The organism is Clostridium sp. E02 (assembly GCF_003833015.1).
Classification (GTDB): domain Bacteria; phylum Bacillota; class Clostridia; order Lachnospirales; family Lachnospiraceae; genus Lacrimispora.
This window is the reverse complement of record NZ_RJLQ01000016.1, coordinates 107,178-123,537: the sequence shown is the minus strand read 5'-3', so window position 1 is coordinate 123,537 and position 16,360 is coordinate 107,178. Positions and strand designations below refer to the sequence as shown.

Annotated in this window: 23 protein-coding genes, 3 tRNA genes and 1 rRNA gene; 22 read left to right on the top strand and 5 right to left on the bottom strand. The window is 40.1% G+C overall.

The features are described 5' to 3' along the window. The 4 genes from EFT72_RS13380 to EFT72_RS13365 all read left to right on the top strand — a co-directional run. A 23S ribosomal RNA gene (locus EFT72_RS13380) occupies positions 1–109 on the top strand; the annotation flags it as partial. An 88-nt stretch (positions 110–197) separates the two neighbouring features. After that, positions 198–270 (top strand) — tRNA-Asn (locus EFT72_RS13375). Positions 271–316: 46 nt separating this feature from the next. Beyond that, positions 317–388, top strand: a tRNA-Glu gene (locus tag EFT72_RS13370). Positions 389–410: 22 nt separating this feature from the next. Next, positions 411–481: transfer RNA gene (locus EFT72_RS13365), tRNA-Cys, on the top strand. 20 nt (positions 482–501) lie between these two features. Here the strand turns inward: EFT72_RS13365 and EFT72_RS13360 are convergent. The 4 genes from EFT72_RS13360 to EFT72_RS13345 all read right to left on the bottom strand — a co-directional run bounded on the left by EFT72_RS13360 (position 502) and on the right by EFT72_RS13345 (position 3,384). Beyond that, the gene (locus EFT72_RS13360; protein WP_124067420.1) at positions 502–1,557 is read right to left on the bottom strand and encodes a site-specific integrase; all 1,056 of its coding nucleotides are present in this window, start codon (positions 1,555–1,557) and stop codon (positions 502–504) included. Between the two features lie 189 nt (positions 1,558–1,746). After that, positions 1,747–2,691 (bottom strand): hypothetical protein, encoded by a 945-nt coding sequence (locus EFT72_RS13355; RefSeq protein WP_124067419.1) that lies wholly within the window; start codon positions 2,689–2,691, stop codon positions 1,747–1,749. Positions 2,692–2,770: 79 nt separating this feature from the next. Next, complete coding sequence (locus EFT72_RS13350) at positions 2,771–2,995, bottom strand: hypothetical protein (protein WP_124067418.1); 225 nt, start codon at positions 2,993–2,995, stop codon at positions 2,771–2,773. A 5-nt stretch (positions 2,996–3,000) separates the two neighbouring features. Beyond that, positions 3,001–3,384: a helix-turn-helix transcriptional regulator gene (locus tag EFT72_RS13345; RefSeq protein WP_124067417.1), complete on the bottom strand. Its 384-nt coding sequence runs from the start codon at positions 3,382–3,384 to the stop codon at positions 3,001–3,003. Positions 3,385–3,635: 251 nt separating this feature from the next. Here EFT72_RS13345 and EFT72_RS13340 point away from each other — a divergent pair, with 251 nt between their 5' ends. The 17 genes from EFT72_RS13340 to EFT72_RS19300 all read left to right on the top strand — a co-directional run bounded on the left by EFT72_RS13340 (position 3,636) and on the right by EFT72_RS19300 (position 14,465). Continuing rightward, positions 3,636–3,833 carry a helix-turn-helix domain-containing protein gene (locus tag EFT72_RS13340; RefSeq protein ID WP_124067416.1) on the top strand — a complete coding sequence of 66 codons (198 nt, stop codon included), beginning with the start codon at positions 3,636–3,638 and terminating at the stop codon, positions 3,831–3,833. Positions 3,834–3,864: 31 nt separating this feature from the next. After that, positions 3,865–4,380 (top strand): hypothetical protein, encoded by a 516-nt coding sequence (locus EFT72_RS13335; protein ID WP_124067415.1) that lies wholly within the window; start codon positions 3,865–3,867, stop codon positions 4,378–4,380. Then, positions 4,377–5,105: an ORF6C domain-containing protein gene (locus EFT72_RS13330; protein WP_124067414.1), complete on the top strand. Its 729-nt coding sequence runs from the start codon at positions 4,377–4,379 to the stop codon at positions 5,103–5,105. The genes EFT72_RS13335 and EFT72_RS13330 overlap by 4 nt, the downstream gene beginning before the upstream one ends. 98 nt (positions 5,106–5,203) lie before the next feature. Further along, positions 5,204–5,458 (top strand): hypothetical protein, encoded by a 255-nt coding sequence (locus EFT72_RS13325; RefSeq protein ID WP_124067413.1) that lies wholly within the window; start codon positions 5,204–5,206, stop codon positions 5,456–5,458. Beyond that, positions 5,455–5,604, top strand: coding sequence for a hypothetical protein (locus tag EFT72_RS19310; protein WP_164473160.1), 150 nt, complete (start codon positions 5,455–5,457; stop codon positions 5,602–5,604). The genes EFT72_RS13325 and EFT72_RS19310 overlap by 4 nt, the downstream gene beginning before the upstream one ends. Before the next feature lie 16 nt (positions 5,605–5,620). Further along, complete coding sequence (locus EFT72_RS13320; RefSeq protein ID WP_124067412.1) at positions 5,621–5,899, top strand: hypothetical protein; 279 nt, start codon at positions 5,621–5,623, stop codon at positions 5,897–5,899. 120 nt (positions 5,900–6,019) lie between these two features. Next, positions 6,020–7,942: an ATP-binding protein gene (locus EFT72_RS13315; RefSeq protein WP_124067411.1), complete on the top strand. Its 1,923-nt coding sequence runs from the start codon at positions 6,020–6,022 to the stop codon at positions 7,940–7,942. A 2-nt stretch (positions 7,943–7,944) separates the two neighbouring features. Continuing rightward, positions 7,945–8,862: a recombinase RecT gene (locus tag EFT72_RS13310; RefSeq protein WP_124067410.1), complete on the top strand. Its 918-nt coding sequence runs from the start codon at positions 7,945–7,947 to the stop codon at positions 8,860–8,862. Further along, positions 8,859–9,533: an MBL fold metallo-hydrolase gene (locus EFT72_RS13305; RefSeq protein ID WP_164473159.1), complete on the top strand. Its 675-nt coding sequence runs from the start codon at positions 8,859–8,861 to the stop codon at positions 9,531–9,533. The genes EFT72_RS13310 and EFT72_RS13305 overlap by 4 nt, the downstream gene beginning before the upstream one ends. A 14-nt stretch (positions 9,534–9,547) precedes the next feature. Beyond that, positions 9,548–9,970 carry a single-stranded DNA-binding protein gene (locus EFT72_RS13300; protein ID WP_124067408.1) on the top strand — a complete coding sequence of 141 codons (423 nt, stop codon included), beginning with the start codon at positions 9,548–9,550 and terminating at the stop codon, positions 9,968–9,970. Between the two features lie 15 nt (positions 9,971–9,985). Beyond that, positions 9,986–10,432, top strand: a complete 447-nt coding sequence (locus EFT72_RS13295) for a hypothetical protein (RefSeq protein WP_124067407.1) — start codon at positions 9,986–9,988, stop codon at positions 10,430–10,432. Next, entirely contained in the window at positions 10,429–10,908 is a 480-nt protein-coding gene (locus tag EFT72_RS13290) for an ERCC4 domain-containing protein (protein WP_124067406.1), read from the top strand. Before EFT72_RS13295 ends, EFT72_RS13290 begins: the two co-directional genes overlap by 4 nt. After that, positions 10,895–11,416, top strand: a complete 522-nt coding sequence (locus EFT72_RS13285; protein ID WP_124067405.1) for a CHC2 zinc finger domain-containing protein — start codon at positions 10,895–10,897, stop codon at positions 11,414–11,416. Before EFT72_RS13290 ends, EFT72_RS13285 begins: the two co-directional genes overlap by 14 nt. Continuing rightward, the gene (locus EFT72_RS13280) at positions 11,413–13,245 is read left to right on the top strand and encodes a DUF927 domain-containing protein (RefSeq protein WP_124067404.1); all 1,833 of its coding nucleotides are present in this window, start codon (positions 11,413–11,415) and stop codon (positions 13,243–13,245) included. The genes EFT72_RS13285 and EFT72_RS13280 overlap by 4 nt, the downstream gene beginning before the upstream one ends. A 313-nt stretch (positions 13,246–13,558) precedes the next feature. Beyond that, positions 13,559–13,930: a hypothetical protein gene (locus tag EFT72_RS13275; RefSeq protein WP_124067403.1), complete on the top strand. Its 372-nt coding sequence runs from the start codon at positions 13,559–13,561 to the stop codon at positions 13,928–13,930. 194 nt (positions 13,931–14,124) lie between these two features. After that, positions 14,125–14,298 (top strand): hypothetical protein, encoded by a 174-nt coding sequence (locus tag EFT72_RS19305; RefSeq protein WP_164473158.1) that lies wholly within the window; start codon positions 14,125–14,127, stop codon positions 14,296–14,298. Positions 14,299–14,318: 20 nt separating this feature from the next. Beyond that, positions 14,319–14,465 (top strand): hypothetical protein, encoded by a 147-nt coding sequence (locus EFT72_RS19300; RefSeq protein WP_164473157.1) that lies wholly within the window; start codon positions 14,319–14,321, stop codon positions 14,463–14,465. Positions 14,466–14,495: 30 nt separating this feature from the next. Here EFT72_RS19300 and EFT72_RS19295 read toward each other — a convergent pair whose 3' ends face one another. Beyond that, the gene (locus EFT72_RS19295; RefSeq protein WP_164473156.1) at positions 14,496–14,660 is read right to left on the bottom strand and encodes a hypothetical protein; all 165 of its coding nucleotides are present in this window, start codon (positions 14,658–14,660) and stop codon (positions 14,496–14,498) included. 120 nt (positions 14,661–14,780) lie between these two features. On the opposite strand from EFT72_RS19295, the gene EFT72_RS13270 reads away from it, so the two are divergent. Next, positions 14,781–16,169, top strand: a complete 1,389-nt coding sequence (locus EFT72_RS13270; protein ID WP_124067402.1) for a DNA cytosine methyltransferase — start codon at positions 14,781–14,783, stop codon at positions 16,167–16,169. The last annotated feature ends 191 nt before the right edge of the window (positions 16,170–16,360 follow it).

Here is a 16,360-nt window from a genome sequence, read left to right as displayed (position 1 = left end):
CCCATCGCAAGAGTAAGACCCCTTGAAGACGACGAGGTGGATAGGGCAGAGGTGGAAGCATGGCAACATGTGTAGCTGACTGTCACTAATAGGTCGAGGGCTTAACCAAGTTGGTTTAGGTAGAGATTACGGATGAATAGATATATAACAATGTGTGGTTTTGAGGGTATGTACCTCAATAAGTTTTAAGGCAATATTCCTCGATAGCTCAGTTGGTAGAGCAAACGGCTGTTAACCGTTGGGTCGTAGGTTCAAGTCCTACTCGGGGAGTTCGTAAAACTCAAGTAGAGACTGTGAGGAAACGAAATTATAGTAAGGCCCCATGGTCAAGCGGTTAAGACATCGCCCTTTCACGGCGGTAACACGAGTTCGAATCTCGTTGGGGTCATTTTAACTTAGTATTTAAATATGGCGACATAGCCAAGTGGTAAGGCGTGGGTCTGCAACACCCTGATCACCAGTTCAAATCTGGTTGTCGCCTCTCTATAACCCTAGTAAATACTAGGGTTCTTTTTTTTCGTGTTGCATTTCGTGTTGCATATCACTGAAATAGGTGTTTGCTATCTTATTCATTTCTTCTGTTTTTCCTGTCATTGCGTGACGATATACATTTTTTAACACTCCATCATTGCCCCAACCGCCACGGCTCATGATGTATGCATCTGGGATTCCCAGGGCATGTTGAATGCTGGCTGAATAATGTCTTAAGTCATGGAATCGAAAATGTGGAATTCCGGAGCTATTAAGCAGCCTTGCAAATCGGTTTGATAGATTATCTGGTGACAGCTTCGTGATTCTATCTGATAGCCCTTTCCATTTCTCAGCTACAAAATCAGGATAGTCGATGAAGCGATCACCCGCATAAGATTTAGGTGCTTTTATTACCCATACATTGCCTGGTGCAAGGACCATATTTTTACATACATGTACGACATTGCCGTTAATATGCTCGCTATCAAGGGCGCAGATCTCACCTCGCCTCATAGGACCGAAGGCAGCGAGAAGTATCGGAAGTTCCAAATCAGTACCGGCCGCAAGATTGATAAGCCTTTTCACATCTTTATCTGAGGGTATATACAGTTGAGGACGTACCTGTTTTGGTAAGACGGTATTCAATGCAAATTCCGAACGTTCTTGTTTAATGACAGCCGCGATTAATCCATGATTATCCCTGACTGTTTTGGGAGAATGAGATTTTGTATCCTGATTAACAAACTCTTGTATTTGTTCTTGGGTTATATCTGCAATTTTTATATCACATAAAACTTTCAGATCTTTATTCTGCAGCCTTTTATAATTTAATATAGTGCGAGGGGAAACAACTGGCTCCCTCATAGTAATATAATCCGTAAGAGCTTGTCCGAATGTTTTTTCTGATCGTGATCTTGCTTCTTTATCCTGGGCATATTGTGCGGCCATGCATTCAGCCTTCCTTCGTCCTGCAGGGCTAGGGTCATCACAGGTGAAAGACTTATATCGTCGTTTTCTATTTTGATCTGTGTAATCGTATACTTGGACTCTCCAGGAGCCTGAAGGTAGTTTCTTTGCTTTTGCCATTTTATCATTTCCTTTCGTAATTACTTATTTTTGAGTAAAAAAATACGCCCTCTTGCCAGAACGTTTTGGAAATGATATAATTTATTTGTCATTAAAATCATATCTTTTCCGGTTTGTCCGGTAAGAGAAAATCTATGTGAAGCCGTTCAGCATTGCAAGTGCTGGGCGGTTTTTTGCTGTTTAGATTGATTATTTGAGATCAATATATTTACCCGAAGAATCCCCATCTATATTGATATATACGGTTTCATAAGAGAAACTGGACAAATCTATTACTTTAAATTCTACAACAAATTTATTTCTTATTTTGGCATTAAACGAGTTTGTTGCATCTACATACCCTTTTACAGCCACAAGATCTCCATTGCGGGCTATTTGGCAATTATCCATAGAAGCAAATTTCGCACTGGATGGATTTATTAAATTTGAGGATACAATTTCCCTTGCTATGACATGATAACTTGCTCCGTTGTTCCCTATTTCCCTATCTTCCAAACCTTGCTTGGCTAACTTGACGACTCCATCGGAATACAAGGTGTAATCTCCACATATAACTCTGTAAAGCTGATCGCTTGCGGTAATCATCAATTTATAGTTATCTGCTTTTATATCAAAGTTTGTATTTCCCACTTTATTTGTTCCGATGACTGATATCCTTTCAAATCCCATATCATTTTTTAAGATTGAATAAGCTGTTTTTGCGACTTCTTGTGACACAAGTCCGCTTTCGCATAATTTTGAAGCAAAAAGTTCATCATCGGTTGGTGCATTGGTTGTTTCTGCTTCCGTGCTTGGGACGGCTTCAGTTGTTACTTCAATTTCAGTGCTGGTTTCGCTCTCTGTACTAGTTGGCGATTCCTCACTAATTGCTTTTGCTTTACTGCTCGTATTTGATGTGACAGGTATATCCTCGGCACTATTTAAAACCTCTTGGTCTTGACTGCTTTTGCCAGAAGTTTTATTAGTCACTCCAAATCCGATAAAACTTACTATACACAAAACGAACAATCCTCCCGCACATAATAAACTGGGCTTTACTTTTTTCTTTTGCAAAAGCCTAATAACCGAAAATATCAAGCTCACCGGAATCCCTAAAACCCCGACAATCAAAAGAAACAAAAAGATATTATCCACACTCATTTCCCCTTTTCTTTATATTTTTTATTAAAAAGCCATTGGCTATTTAAATTGTACATTAAGTTACATAAGCATACTACATAGTCAATTCTACGGAATCAGCATCTTTTTTACTAAAATCATCATTAGCAATATGTAAGAGCGCGTGTTGGTATGCCAGCATTTGCCGCTCCTGATTTAGTCTTGAATTAATTATAATAGTAAAGCTTCCGTCGATATTGCAGGTCACTTGTTCTTCAATTCCTGTATCCATATCAAAAAAATATACTCCTATTGCTTCTGTGAGCAACGGGTTATTCATTCAAATCAACACCCTTCATCATTATGTTTTTCTTCTTGCTTCTTTAAAGATTGAATAAAGTCTATATGCGCCTTTAATCTTTCTGGTGGTAAATCCTTTGCCGCATGGAATAATGAGCGCAAGTCTGGATTCTCAAAAACTTCCTGCGCTATTTTTCTGGTTTCCTCATTTGTATAGTAATATTCGCTATCATCTTCTGCGTTTCCGGTCATGAGATAATCCACTGATACTCCTAAACGATTAGCAAGTTGCTGAATTTTAGTAGTATTGGGTGTACTTTTCCCTAGTTTACTAATATACCCTTTTCCAAAACCAAGCTCTTGCTCTAATTGATTCATTGAAATATTGCTGTTCTTACATAATTCTTTGATTCGCTCTTTAAGATCCATTTTGCGCTCCTTAATAAATCCTGAAAAAATCGCAAAAATACCCTTGACATTCTGAAATAATCGCGTATAATGTGATTATAAGGTTCTGAAATAATCGCATAACAATGGCGATAGAAATATCTGAGAATTTTTATTAAATTTGATCGACAATCCAATTATAGAATATTTTCAGAAGTAAGTCAACATATTTTCGCGATTTTTTCAGAACTGAAAATGGAGGTGATTTTACGAAGCAAGAAGAGAATGGAATCATGGTATATGACAATATTTGCACAGCCGCTAAGAAGTTCGGTTTATCCATTAATTTTATAGAATCGGAAACAGGCTTATCAACCGGAAGCTTATGCAAATGGAACAAGGTAAGTCCTACAGCAAAGAGTTTAAAAAAAGTAGCGAAACTGTTAAGTGTAACCGTAGACAGTTTATTAGAAGAAACCAAGGACGTGTAATAGCACATTGAAAAAAGAGGAGGACAAGACATTGGAAATTAGTAACGAAGATTATTATGCTTTAAAAACTCAGGTCAGCACCTTGCAAACTCAGGTGAATTTAATGCAGGCCCCAAAGAAAACCACAAAATTACGTGATCTATTGAAAGAACAGGTGATCTCCCGTGTAACCAATTTGGACAACGCAAAACCCATCTTTGGCTACAGTGATTTTAACAGTGACGCATGGAATCAAGCGTTCCTTCTCCTGGCAAAAATAATTCACGAACCTAGTAACCTATTTTACATGGATACAGCTTGTAATGGCCCTTATCGTGCAAGACCATATATCAGGTCACTTGACAAAAGGGGGCGGCTTAAGAAAGTATCCGATCTGACACCAGAACAGCTGGAAGTTTCAGTTCAAATGTTGGACGAGCTCATTCCAATTTATAATAGGTATTTTAAGATGCTACACCAAAAGGTCATGTTTGACCCGACTGGAAGAGGCGATTATGAACCTATTGGCGTGGTAGATGAGGATATTTTAAAGGAGGAAGAAGAGTGAACGATTTAAAAATTTTTAATAATGCTGAGTTTGGACAGATACGAACAGTGGAATTAGAAGGGAAGATTTATTTTGTAGGGGTTGATGTTGCTAGAGCACTAGGTTATAGCAATCCGAGCAAGGCGGTAATACAGCATTGCAAAGGGGTTACCAAAAAGGGAATACCTTCACAAGGAGGTAAGCAGAAAACAAATTGCATACCTGAGGGAGATTTATATCGACTAATAACACATAGTGAATTGCCGTCAGCTGAACAGTTTGAATCCTGGGTATTTGATGAAGTTATCCCCTCACTCCGAAAGTATGGTCACTATGAAATGCCAAACATGTCTAAAGAGCTACAAGCAATCATCATGATCGACAAGAAGCAAGTCCAGATGGAAGAACGAATGGACAAGTTAGAGTTTGACATACCTCTCTACGGAGCAGAAGCGGACGAGCTGTCCAATCATATAAAGCGCAAGGGCGTAAAGGTTCTGAAAGGGAAGCAATCCGAAGCCTACAAAGATGCAGGAATCCGCTCAAAGGTCTACCGAGATATTTACGATCAGATCAAGAGGGAGTTTGGAATTTATGATGACAGTGGCAGACCTAAGTCTTATAAAGCCCTGAAACGGAAGTATATCGCAGATGCTCATGAGTTGATTGACTGTTACGAAGTACCAACGTATCTTGTGGAATTAATTGAAACCGCTAATGCACAGATGAATTTAGGAGTAGCCTGACATGGTTACTTATTCATGCAATTCCTGCAGGTACCGTCGGCTTTGTCCGGAACGTAGCAGGGGGTATCCATGTAAGGATTATAAAAGGAGAGATATAAGTGCCGAAGTTAAAACTAAGTGATTTTGAACAAAAGAAACTGATTGCTAAGGTTACTATCAGGAAGCGTATGGAACTTAAACAGATCAGGACTAAAGAAATTGCTCGTCGTTTAAGCCGTCCGGAATCTACAGTGAAATACAGATGGCAGCACCCGGAAACTTTCCGGCTGGAGGATTTGTGGATCATGGTATCTGCACTGGGACTGAGTGATCAGGAGATTCTGCAAATTGTAAGGGGAAAGGAGCAAGTATGAGAAAGTACTATGAAAGTTTAGATGATTACAATGACACCCGTCCATCGAAGCTGATGGAGTTTACAAAGCGGATCATGCCGGCGGTGATATTTACTGGAAGCATTGCTCTAATGTTTATGGTGTGCGGTGCTTTAGAAGTAATGTGAGAGGGGGTGAGAAATTATGATGAAGAACGAGTTTGAGGATCTGGTCCAGCATTCAGTCAGTGACGAGGAGTACAGCACCATCGAATATGTCTACACTTGGTATCCGACTATAAGCGAAATCAAGGGAAAGGAGCAGATCGCAAAGCTTTACACTGATTTTGGTATGCCTCTTATTGAGGATATGGTAGAGCGGGCTGGAAAGATGGAAAAGCTTGACGGTGATTTGAGAAGAGCTCAGGCACAATTAACTGCCATTCAGGACAGAATCAAGATGCTGAGAGGTGAGGACTCATGAAAGAGAGCTTTAAGTGGTTTAAAACAGAAACCCCAACTGCGGGAACAGCCGGGGAATCAAGGTAACACGTAAACACTATTCATCCCTATTATACATAGGGCACAGGAGGATTGCAAGAGAATGAATCTGAGATTAAAGAAAATTTCTATGGAGAATTTCAAGGGTATCACTCAGTTAGTGATTGATTTCCAAGAGAGAACAACCATTTCTGGTCAGAATGCAACCGGAAAAACAACTATCATGGACGGTTTTACTTGGCTGCTTTTTAATAAAGACAGTGAAGGGAAATCTGATTTCAATATTCGTCCAAATGATAGCCAGGGCAAACCTATTGACAACGTGGTCATAAAAGTATCTGCCACCTTGGAAGCAGACGGAAAAGAGACTTTGCTTGTTAAAGCACAAGAGCAGAACTGGGTGAAAAAGAAAGGCAGTGAAGTTTCCCAGCTGCAGGGAAATATCAATAAGTATGAAATTAATGAGATTCCAAAGTCAGAGAAAGACTATAAAGCTTACATAAATGGGTTAATGAGCGAAGAACTTTTTAAACTCATTACCAGTCCACAGACTTTTACTTCTCTGAAATGGAAAGATCAGAGAACGATTCTTTTAAAATTGGTTTCTGAGGTTACGGATCAGGACGTGATTTCAACGGATCAAAAATTTTCTTTACTGTCTGACACTTTAAAAGAATTTTCCGTAGATGATTTAACAGCCAAAGCGAAAAAAGCATTAAAAGAACTAAACAAGAGACAGACAGAGCTTCCGGCCAGAATTGACGAGGCCAGCAAGGGACTGGTACAGGCTGATTTTACAGAATGTGAGAACCAGAAAGCTGATCTGGAAAAGCAGATCAATGATCTGGAAGAGCAGGAGAACAGCGCATCAAAAGCCAGTGAGGCAATTGCAGAGATTAATAATGCAATTATGCAAAAACAGTTTGACATTAGTGACTTAAAGCGCAAATTGAATGAAGATTTGATGAATCAAAGACGTGGAATTCAGCGAAGAATTGATGATGCTGGGTATGCTTTTTCAGATGCCATACGGGAGTACGAAAAGACAGAAAGAGAGATTCAGCAAAAACAGGAACTTCTGGAAAGTAATCGGTCTTATAGAGAGGCATTGCTTAAAAACCACAAAGAAGTCCATGGTATGCAGGTAAATGCGGACAGTTTATGCTGCCCTATGTGCAAACAGACTCTTCCACCAGAACAAAGAGAAGCAAAGCTGGAAGAATTTCAGTCAATCAAGCAAAAGAGTTTAGATGACATTGTGAAGAATGGAAAGCAGACTGCGGCAAATATTGAAACTCTTGAAAAAGAAATCAGCACTCTTAAAGAGAAGTTGGAGGCTTGCAAGACCAATAAGGTGGAACTAAATAAGCGAAAGACAGCTGCCATGGAAGAGTTGGCAGCGTTGTCTCAACAAGTGGAGGTAATTGACAGTCCAGAGTACCAATCCATTTCAGCGGAAATACAAAGTCTGGAAAAACAGGTTCAGGAAATGGGAACCGGATCGGGATATTTGAATCAGTTAAGGCAGAAGAAAGAAGAACTGATTGTACAGCTGGACAGAGTCAAATCTACACTTACGGGAAAAGAAAATAATTTAAGAGTGCAGGCCCGTGTATTAGAACTGCAACAGGAGCAGCGGACCACATCACAGCTAATTGCGGATCAGGAAAAAGAGTTGTTTCTTCTGGAGGAGTTTACAAAGGCAAAGATGGACTTGCTATCTTCTCGAATCAACTCAAAATTTAAGATTGTTAATTTTCGGTTATTTGAAACACAAATTAATGGAGGCTACAAGGAGACATGTGAGTGCATGGTAAACGGGGTTCCTTTTAATTCCTTAAACACTGGTCATAGAGTGGTTGCTGGGTTAGATATTATTTCAGCCCTGCAGGAGATCTATCAGGTATCAGCACCGATTTTTATTGATAATGCGGAGTCGGTCAATGATTTTAATATTCCAAACATGGAAGGACAGTTGGTCCTCTTAAAAGTATCAGAAAATAGCACATTGGAAGTAGAGGTATAAAAATGAACAATGAAGTTGCAACGACACAGCCAAAAGGGATGGCAAGCTTTTTATCAAGCGATAAAGTCAAGGCCAATATCATGCAGGTAGTTGGACAAAAGAACACGACTAGATTTATTGCAAGCGTGGTATCAGCAGTTCAGAACACACCAGCGTTACAGGAGTGCAGCCATAATAGTATATTAAGTTCTGCGTTACTGGGTGAAGCCTTAAATCTTTCCCCCAGTCCTCAACTGGGACAATTTTATATGGTCCCTTATAAGAAAAAAGACCGGAATGGACAAGTTGTTTCGGTAGATGCTCAATTTCAACTAGGGGCTAAGGGTTACAAGCAGTTAGCAATGAGAACTGGCCAATACAAAGATCTGGATGTTATTTACATCCGTGAAGGTGAACACAAGGGGCGTGAACGGACGACTGGAAAGCATCAATTTGAATTCATAGAAGATGATGCAATTAGAGAAGAACTTCCAGTCATTGGATATCTGGCATATTTTGAACTTCTCAATGGTTTCAGAAAACAGATCTATTGGACCAAAGCCAAGATGGAGAAACACGCAGACCGATATTCACAAGCGTTTCACCTTGATAGTTACCATTTGCTTCTGGAAGGGAAGATTCCCAAAAAGGATCTCTGGAAATATTCTTCTTTCTGGTACAAAAGCTTTGACGAAATGGCAGAAAAGACTATGATCCGTCAATTGATCAGTAAGTGGGGCATCATGAGCATTGAAATGTCTGACGCATACGAACGGGATATGGCGGTCATAAATGAAAACGGAACTCCCCAATATGTTGACAATGAAAATTCAGATCAGTTGGAGAACGATTTGGGACAGGCCAACACGGTTGATTTTGAAGAAGTGTCAGAGACAGGCAGCAATGATATTGTTCAGGAAAACGGCGGTGATCCATTTTGAAATTGACCTGTTTAGGGAGTGGATCGGCAGGGAACTGCTATCTGCTCCACAATGAGACTGAGTGTTTGGTGATTGAAGCAGGGATTCCATTCAAAGAGGTCAAGAAAGTCCTTGATTTCAATATTAGCAAGATTGTAGGACTTATCTACTCGCATGTGCATTTAGACCATGGAAAATATGCGGATGAATATTATAAGGCAGGTATTCCAGTTATCAGGCATTTTAACAGCCTGAGCAGCAACCAGCCGTTAATGGATAGCCGTTTAGGTGGATTTTATATCAAGCCGTTTGAATGCGTTCACGATGCTCCATGTGTTGGCTTTCTGATTGAACATAGAGACATAGGACGTTTGTTGTTTGCAACAGATACGGAGTACATAAAGTACCGATTTAGAGACGTGAACCACATAATGATAGAGTGCAACTACAGTCTGGAACTATTAAATAAAGCATATCATGAAGGACTGCAAGAACGAATTAAGCTGACGCATATGGAGTTTGAGACCTGTAAGGATTTCATAGTAGCAAATAGGAATGAAGTTTTAAAAACAGTCTGTCTTATGCATTTATCAGACCAAACCAGTGACGAAAGAATGTTTCAGAAGGAGGTCAATGAGTTAGTAAAGTGTCCGGTCTATGTAGCAAATAAAGGGCTGGAATATGAATTATAGAGGAGGAATGACATATCAATAAGGTGATTTTAATAGGCAGACTAACCAGAGATCCAGAGGTTCGGTATTCAGATAATGGTCATACAGTTGCACGTTTTGGAATTGCTGTTGACCGGAGATTTAAAAAAGATGGTGAACAAACAGCGGACTTTATAAATATAGTAGCATTTGGAAAGACAGCGGAGTTCATCGAAAAATACTTTTGCAAGGGAAACAAGATCGTAATTGAAGGCCGTATTCAAACAGGATCATATACAAACAAAGAGGACCAGAAAGTATATACAACAGATGTAATCGCAGAACAAGTAGAATTCGGCGAATCCAAAAACCCTAACAATGCGACTAATGAGGAAAGGCCTTCCCCTGACAATGCGATTGGCGATGGATTTATGAATATCCCTGATGGAGTCGAAGACGAAGCTTTGCCATTTAATTAACTGGAGGTGATGGAAATGGGCGCTCCTTGCGGAAATCATAACCATTTAAAACACGGGGGCACTGGGACTCGCTTATATACCATTTGGAAGTCAATGAGACAGCGCTGTTATAATCCCAAAAATCAAAAATTCAAACAATATGGCGCCAGAGGAATTTTAATATGCAACGACTGGAGTGATTTTGTCGCTTTTCGGGAATGGGCTACTCAACATGGCTATGGTGATGACTTAAGCATTGATAGGATTGATGTTAATAAAGGGTATAGTCCATCTAATTGTAGGTGGGTAGATTCCTTAGTTCAGGCAAACAACAAAACCAGCAATAAAATAATCCATTATGATGGGGAGGCTTATACTATGGCGGAATTTTGCAGAAAAGAGAGGCTGAATTATAAACGTTTTGCAAAGCGTATTAAAGAAGGCGTGTCAGTTGATAGGGCCTTGCGAGGTGATATTGATTGAATATACAGATAGACAGCCGTGAAAAGGCGAAGGCAATAAAGAAGATCCTAGCAGAATTTGAAGACCGGGGCGTGGATTATTATGTGTCAAAGTTGTATGTCGGGGATTATATGAACCTGGATAATCCCCGACTAATCATAGACCGAAAACAAAACTTAACTGAGGTTGCCTCCAATGTATGTCAGGATCACAAGAGATTTACGGACGAACTGAAACGAGCGCAGGAAATAGGCGTGAAGGTGATTATTCTCGTAGAGCACAGCAACCAGATCAAAAGCATTGACGATGTCCATGAATGGAACAATCCGCGCCTGAAAACGTCTCCGAAAGCGGTTACCGGAGAGAAACTGGAAAAGATCTTAAAGACTATGGAGTGTAAATATGATACCCAGTTCTTATTTTGCGACAAATTACATACGGGCAAAAAGATAATTGATTTATTAGGAGGTGTTCCCTCTGACAGTGGAAGAGATTAAAGATACATACAGCATGAAGGATGTTGTGGAACGCTACGGCTTTCAACCAAACAGGAGGGGGTTTATTTCCTGCCCGTTTCACACTGGTGATAGAAGCCCTTCTTTAAAAGTATATGACAAAGACTTTCACTGTCATGCTTGCGGAGCCAACGGGGATATATTCTCATTCATTCAAATGATGGATAACCTTACATTCAGGGAGGCTTTCATGGAACTTGGTGGAACTTATCAATCAGATGGGAAGATGTATAAGTCTCAGATACTAAAGAGAAAAAGAGAAAGGGAAGTTAAACGGAGGAAAGAGGAAGTATTTAAGTCATGGAAATTAGGTAAGTTGGATGAAGTATGTCGGTTGCTACGTTTGTATGATGCGCTGGAAAGAATATATGAGCCGCTGTCTGATGAATGGACAGTGGTGGTTAATAAAAAGCAACGATTGGAAGAAGAGTATAGAATTTTGGTATTTGGCATCCGGGAAGAGCAGGAGGAAATGAGGAACTCAGAATGAACGAACCTTTAAGGGAGTATACGAAAGAAGAATTTAATACAGAAGTGCCTTATGAACTCCTTTATTCCCACAGGGACGATGGCTTTCAATACATGCAGATGTTTAATGACCTGTCCAGCAATGCGGAGAAAGTAGGATTCCGGCGTTTTGGAACAATGGTAAAGGCATACCTTGATCAACATGGGGAAAAGAAAGGCATAAACAGTGTTGTCAATAATGTGACCAATTTTAAGGATCAACCAATAGAACTTTATACAGGTAACTGGAATGCTGATGATGAAGGAATTACAAGGAGAAACGATAATCAGGGACTTGATATAGCTTGTACACATCCTATTCTACCAGTGCAAAGACTAATAAATGTTGAAGATGGCAATGTCAGACTCCGTATAATGTACCGCAGAAATTTTGAGAGGTGGGAAAGTGTAGTGGCTGAGAAAAAGACATTGTTTACAGCAAATGGTATCAAGGATCTGGCAAATAAAGATATCTCTGTGTCAGATAAAAATGCTTCTTATTTGGTTGAATATCTTCAAAATATAGATGATTTAAACCATAACGTTATACCAAGAGTGCAATCTGTAAGCCATTTGGGGTGGACTAAGAACGGACTTTTTTGTCCATACACAGGAGGTTTGGAATTTGATGGGCAAGATAATTTTAAGATGATCTTTGATTCTGTTCATTCAGAGGGCAAGCTAGAAGAATGGGTAAAGGTTGTTAGGAAGGTGAGAGAGACAGATTCGCCAGCTCGGATTGCACTGGCTGCAAGCTTTGCGTCAGCCATATTGAAGACGATAGGAAAGCTGAACTTTATTGTGCATTTGTGGGGTGGTTCAGAGACAGGAAAAACAGTAGCCCAGCTTTTAGCCGTGTCTGTGTGGGCGGATCCGAACGATGATGCCAGTTATATGCAGACGTTTAATGGTACCGTGGTAGGTCTGGAACAGCAAGCAAGTTTTGTGAATAACCTTCCTTTGATTCTGGACGAGTTTCAGTTGGTTAAAGATAAGAAATCCTTTGAGCAAGCGGTTTATATGCTGTGTGAAGGAATAGGAAAGACACGAGGAGCAAAGACAGGAGGATTGCAGAATACCCCTACATGGAAAAACTGCACCATTACTTCAGGAGAATCCCCTATAACGCACAATGCATCTGGTGGTGGAGCCGTAAACCGTATTATAGAGGTTGAATGCCGTGAGAAGCTATTCAAAGATGTTCATGGGCTTCTGGACGCTATAAGAACCAACTATGGACACGCAGGGCGGATATTTATGGGATTCCTGTCTGTAGAAGAGGCAAGGGACAAGGCTAAGAGGTATTATAACCAGTTCTATCAAGAATTAGGAACTGCTTCTACAGAAAAGCAAACCATGGCTGGTGCAGCGATTCTGGCCGCTGATGCTCTAGCAACAGAGTGGATATTTTGTGATGGCAGAGCTTTAACCGTGAAAGATATAGAAAAGTCCCTACATAGCAAAGAGGCAGTTGATGTTGGAGTTCGTGGGTTTGAGTATATACAAGATTTCTGTGTAAGCAATCAAGCAAAGTTTGAACGAGATGCAGATCCTTGTTATGGAACAATCAAAGGAGATGAAGTCCGTATTATTCGGGCTAATTTTGAAAAAATATGCGACGAGGGTGGTTTCAATGGAAAAGCGTTGTTATCCTGGCTAGATCAAAAAGGAAGATTATTTAAAGATAATAAGGGGAATTTATATAAATCATCCAAAGTGAATGGGAAATCTGTACGTTGTGCCTGTATTGACTTGGCTGAAAAACAGACAGAATTTGAGCCTGTAGGTGATGTAGAACTGCCATTTAAGTAAAAACGTTACACTATTTTAATCAGAGTTACATTTTAAAAGGCGGTTTTGTAACCCAAGAATGTAGTGTTTATGCGGGTTTGAGGGGTGAAGTTACAAAGTTACAGAAGTTACACGAATTTTATACTATACACGTAGGCACATATATATTTCTGCAAAATAGATAATTTACATACAACGCACGCATAAGGAAAAAAGTTTGTAACCTTGTAACTTTGTAACCTAGTGTGAAAAACGTAGTAAAATCAAGGGTTTGCAAGGTATAAAAAGGTTACAAAGTGTTGTGACTGGTTGTGACGGTGTGTTAGGAGGAAATATGACAGGCAATGTGGATATAAATAAATATCAGTCCTTGCTAGAAAGTCTAAAACGGAATAAAGAAAATGTACCTCTGGAGGTTTTGACAACGAAGTATGGGAAGTCATATGACCAATTAAGAGAAAAGATTGGGAGTATGACCAAAGAGATCCTTCAGGCTGTAGTACTTGATAGATTAAAGATAGAACGCTCTCATGCTGAAGAGAGATATCTGGAGATTAATACAGCAATAAGGGAATCTGGAATCATGAAAAAGGCAAGCCAGGCAGCTTTCATGCAACAGGATGCAGATCTGGTCCTTGAATATGCAAGGCAGCTAAGGGAAATTGTTCACGGAATTGTGAAAGGAAGTGAAAAGAATGCCGGCTAAATCAAAAACCGTTCCCCAACATGAAATATATATCTGCTATATCTGTGGGAAAGAGATCCACGGGGACCATGTTCGAATAACAACCAAGAGGCGGAGTAAGCTGCATATGCATTTTGAGTGTGTGCCAGGAAAGGCAGGTAAGTCACAATAATAAACTTTAGGGCTTCCCGAAGTGCAGGGAGAAAGGTGGAGGTATGAAAATTGGAGATAGAGTTGTCATGAATGATAAATATAGGGTCGCAGAGAGTAATAACGGTAAAATATTTGAAGTTCGAAGCGAGCCATGGGATCTGTGTGGTACGGAGTGCGTATTGCTTGAAGGATTTCGGGGCGGTTATGCAGTAGATGGCCTTACTGTAGTAGATTAGGACTAAATGGAGGTTAAACCGTGGAAGAAGAAACATGTGAGACATGCGGTAACAGATGTAATTCCTTGTGCGATGAATGCAAATTTTATGATGGAGTAGAGTGTCATCAGCAGGCTGATGATTGTCGAGAATGTACCCGTGGACAGAATTGGATTCCAGGAAATTAGGATTTAACAGAATATTAAATCATCATTTGTTTAGGGAGAGGGGTGGCCGGCAGTAGTGTAGACCTGGGTAGTTAAGTTTTGTGAAAATGTAAGTTGGGTATTAGTCATAAATGCCTCCGTTGCTTCCGAAACATCAATAATGGTTGCAAAGATTTTAATTACAAGTATAATGACTGCCAACCATTTTCCTCTCACCCGGACACCTGTCCGCCTAAACAAATGATACAAAAACTATAGCACAAGAAGAATTTATTATCAACTGAAAGGAGGCTGGAGCGGTGGCCACCGTAACAGGATATCCTGGCTCCTTTCAAAATGAGAGATGTAATTATAGATTATTTCTGTGGCGGTGGAGGGGTGAGCGTAGGCGGCACAATGGCATGGGGCAGGTGCTTTGATTATGCAATTAATCATAATGCCGCTGCAATAGCGATGCACAAATACAATCACCCATACACTCACCATTTCACGGAAGATATTATGAAAGTCAAAATTAACAAGTTCCTTACATGGGGACAAAAAGTAAGCTTTGTATGGGCGAGTCCTGACTGCACTTCACATTCAAACGCAAAAGGATCCAAACCGATTGAGCGGGGCTTACGGATACTTCCAATGGGGGTATGGAAACAGTGTAAGCTGATTTTAAAAGCAACGGGAAAAGTACCGGAAGTTATCATGATGGAGAACGTTAAGGAGATACGAAAATGGGGACCATTGGATAAAAACAATAAGCCGATTAAAGCCAAAGAAGGAGAGTATTACAATGAATTTATTCGCCTTATGAAAGAGTTTGGTTATAAGTTTGAGTGTCGGGTCTTAGTTGCTGCGGACTATGGAGCGCATACAACCAGAGAGCGCTGGTACGGACAGTTTCGATCTGATGGAAGGCCGATTGTCTGGCCGGAACAAACTCATGCTAAGGCTGGCATAAATGGAATGAAGCCTTGGGAGCCAATCAGTCAGGATATTGACTTTACTGATTTAGGCAATTCCATATTTACAAGGAAGCGACCCTTAAAAGATAAAACACTCAGCCGTATAGCTGCAGGTATTAAAAAGTTTGTAGTTGATGATCCAAACCGGTTTATTCTTCCGGACAAACTGGCAGCTCCATTCCTGATACAGTATCATTCCGAAACAGCGAAAGGTGAGGTACGGGGACAGAGTTTGAAAGAACCAATACAGACGATTGATACGTCGAATCGTTATGCGCTTGTAACCTGCTTTCTATCAAAGTTTTATAAAACGGGAACCGGTCAGAGTGTAAATGAACCAATACATACAATCACTACTTCCCATGGACATTTTGCGCTGGTATCAGCTTTTCTGATCAAGTATTACGGTCATGGAATCGGTCAAAGCCTGAATGAACCCATAGGCACCATTGTTACAAAGGACCGGTTTGGACTTGTCCTTGTGGCAATAGACGGAGTTACATATCAGATCGTTGATATCTGGTTTCGAATGCTGAAACCTGAAGAGTTGAAACTGGGACAGGGGTTTCCGAAAGATTACGTTATTGAATTTAAGATGCCAAACGGAAAGCTTTATCCCAAGACTCTGCAAGTTGAGAAGATTGGTAACAGTGTTGTTCCTCTGATGGCAGAAAAACTTTGTTATACAGCGTGTCCTTATTTGAAAGTAGGAGAGAGAATTCCTAATATGAATATAGATGATAGTCATGCACAGCTTAGATTTGCTTGAAAAAGGGAGGAGCCGGTAAGATCGGGGAATCCTACCGGCTAAAGTATGAAAAAAAGTATTTATATTAAAAGGTTGTTTGCCTCTTTACAAGTATTAATATACCAGGAAATTGTGACAGGAATTTGAGGGATATGTGAAGAGACTGTGAAAGGCAAAAAGACCAACAGCAATAAAGACTGTTGGTCAAATAA

What these genes read in the sequence shown, in the direction of transcription:
- EFT72_RS13360 (WP_124067420.1), bottom strand. Translation starts at nt 1,557, where the DNA reads ATGGCAAAAGCAAAGAAACTACCTTCAGGCTCCTGGAGAGTCCAAGTA.
- EFT72_RS13350 (WP_124067418.1), bottom strand. Translation starts at nt 2,995, where the DNA reads ATGAATAACCCGTTGCTCACAGAAGCAATAGGAGTATATTTTTTTGAT.
- EFT72_RS13345 (WP_124067417.1), bottom strand. Translation starts at nt 3,384, where the DNA reads ATGGATCTTAAAGAGCGAATCAAAGAATTATGTAAGAACAGCAATATT.
- EFT72_RS13340 (WP_124067416.1), top strand. Translation starts at nt 3,636, where the DNA reads ATGGTATATGACAATATTTGCACAGCCGCTAAGAAGTTCGGTTTATCC.
- EFT72_RS19310 (WP_164473160.1), top strand. Translation starts at nt 5,455, where the DNA reads ATGAGAAAGTACTATGAAAGTTTAGATGATTACAATGACACCCGTCCA.
- EFT72_RS13320 (WP_124067412.1), top strand. Translation starts at nt 5,621, where the DNA reads ATGATGAAGAACGAGTTTGAGGATCTGGTCCAGCATTCAGTCAGTGAC.
- EFT72_RS13315 (WP_124067411.1), top strand. Translation starts at nt 6,020, where the DNA reads ATGAATCTGAGATTAAAGAAAATTTCTATGGAGAATTTCAAGGGTATC.
- EFT72_RS13310 (WP_124067410.1), top strand. Translation starts at nt 7,945, where the DNA reads ATGAACAATGAAGTTGCAACGACACAGCCAAAAGGGATGGCAAGCTTT.
- EFT72_RS13295 (WP_124067407.1), top strand. Translation starts at nt 9,986, where the DNA reads ATGGGCGCTCCTTGCGGAAATCATAACCATTTAAAACACGGGGGCACT.
- EFT72_RS13280 (WP_124067404.1), top strand. Translation starts at nt 11,413, where the DNA reads ATGAACGAACCTTTAAGGGAGTATACGAAAGAAGAATTTAATACAGAA.
- EFT72_RS13275 (WP_124067403.1), top strand. Translation starts at nt 13,559, where the DNA reads ATGACAGGCAATGTGGATATAAATAAATATCAGTCCTTGCTAGAAAGT.
- EFT72_RS19305 (WP_164473158.1), top strand. Translation starts at nt 14,125, where the DNA reads ATGAAAATTGGAGATAGAGTTGTCATGAATGATAAATATAGGGTCGCA.
- EFT72_RS13270 (WP_124067402.1), top strand. Translation starts at nt 14,781, where the DNA reads ATGAGAGATGTAATTATAGATTATTTCTGTGGCGGTGGAGGGGTGAGC.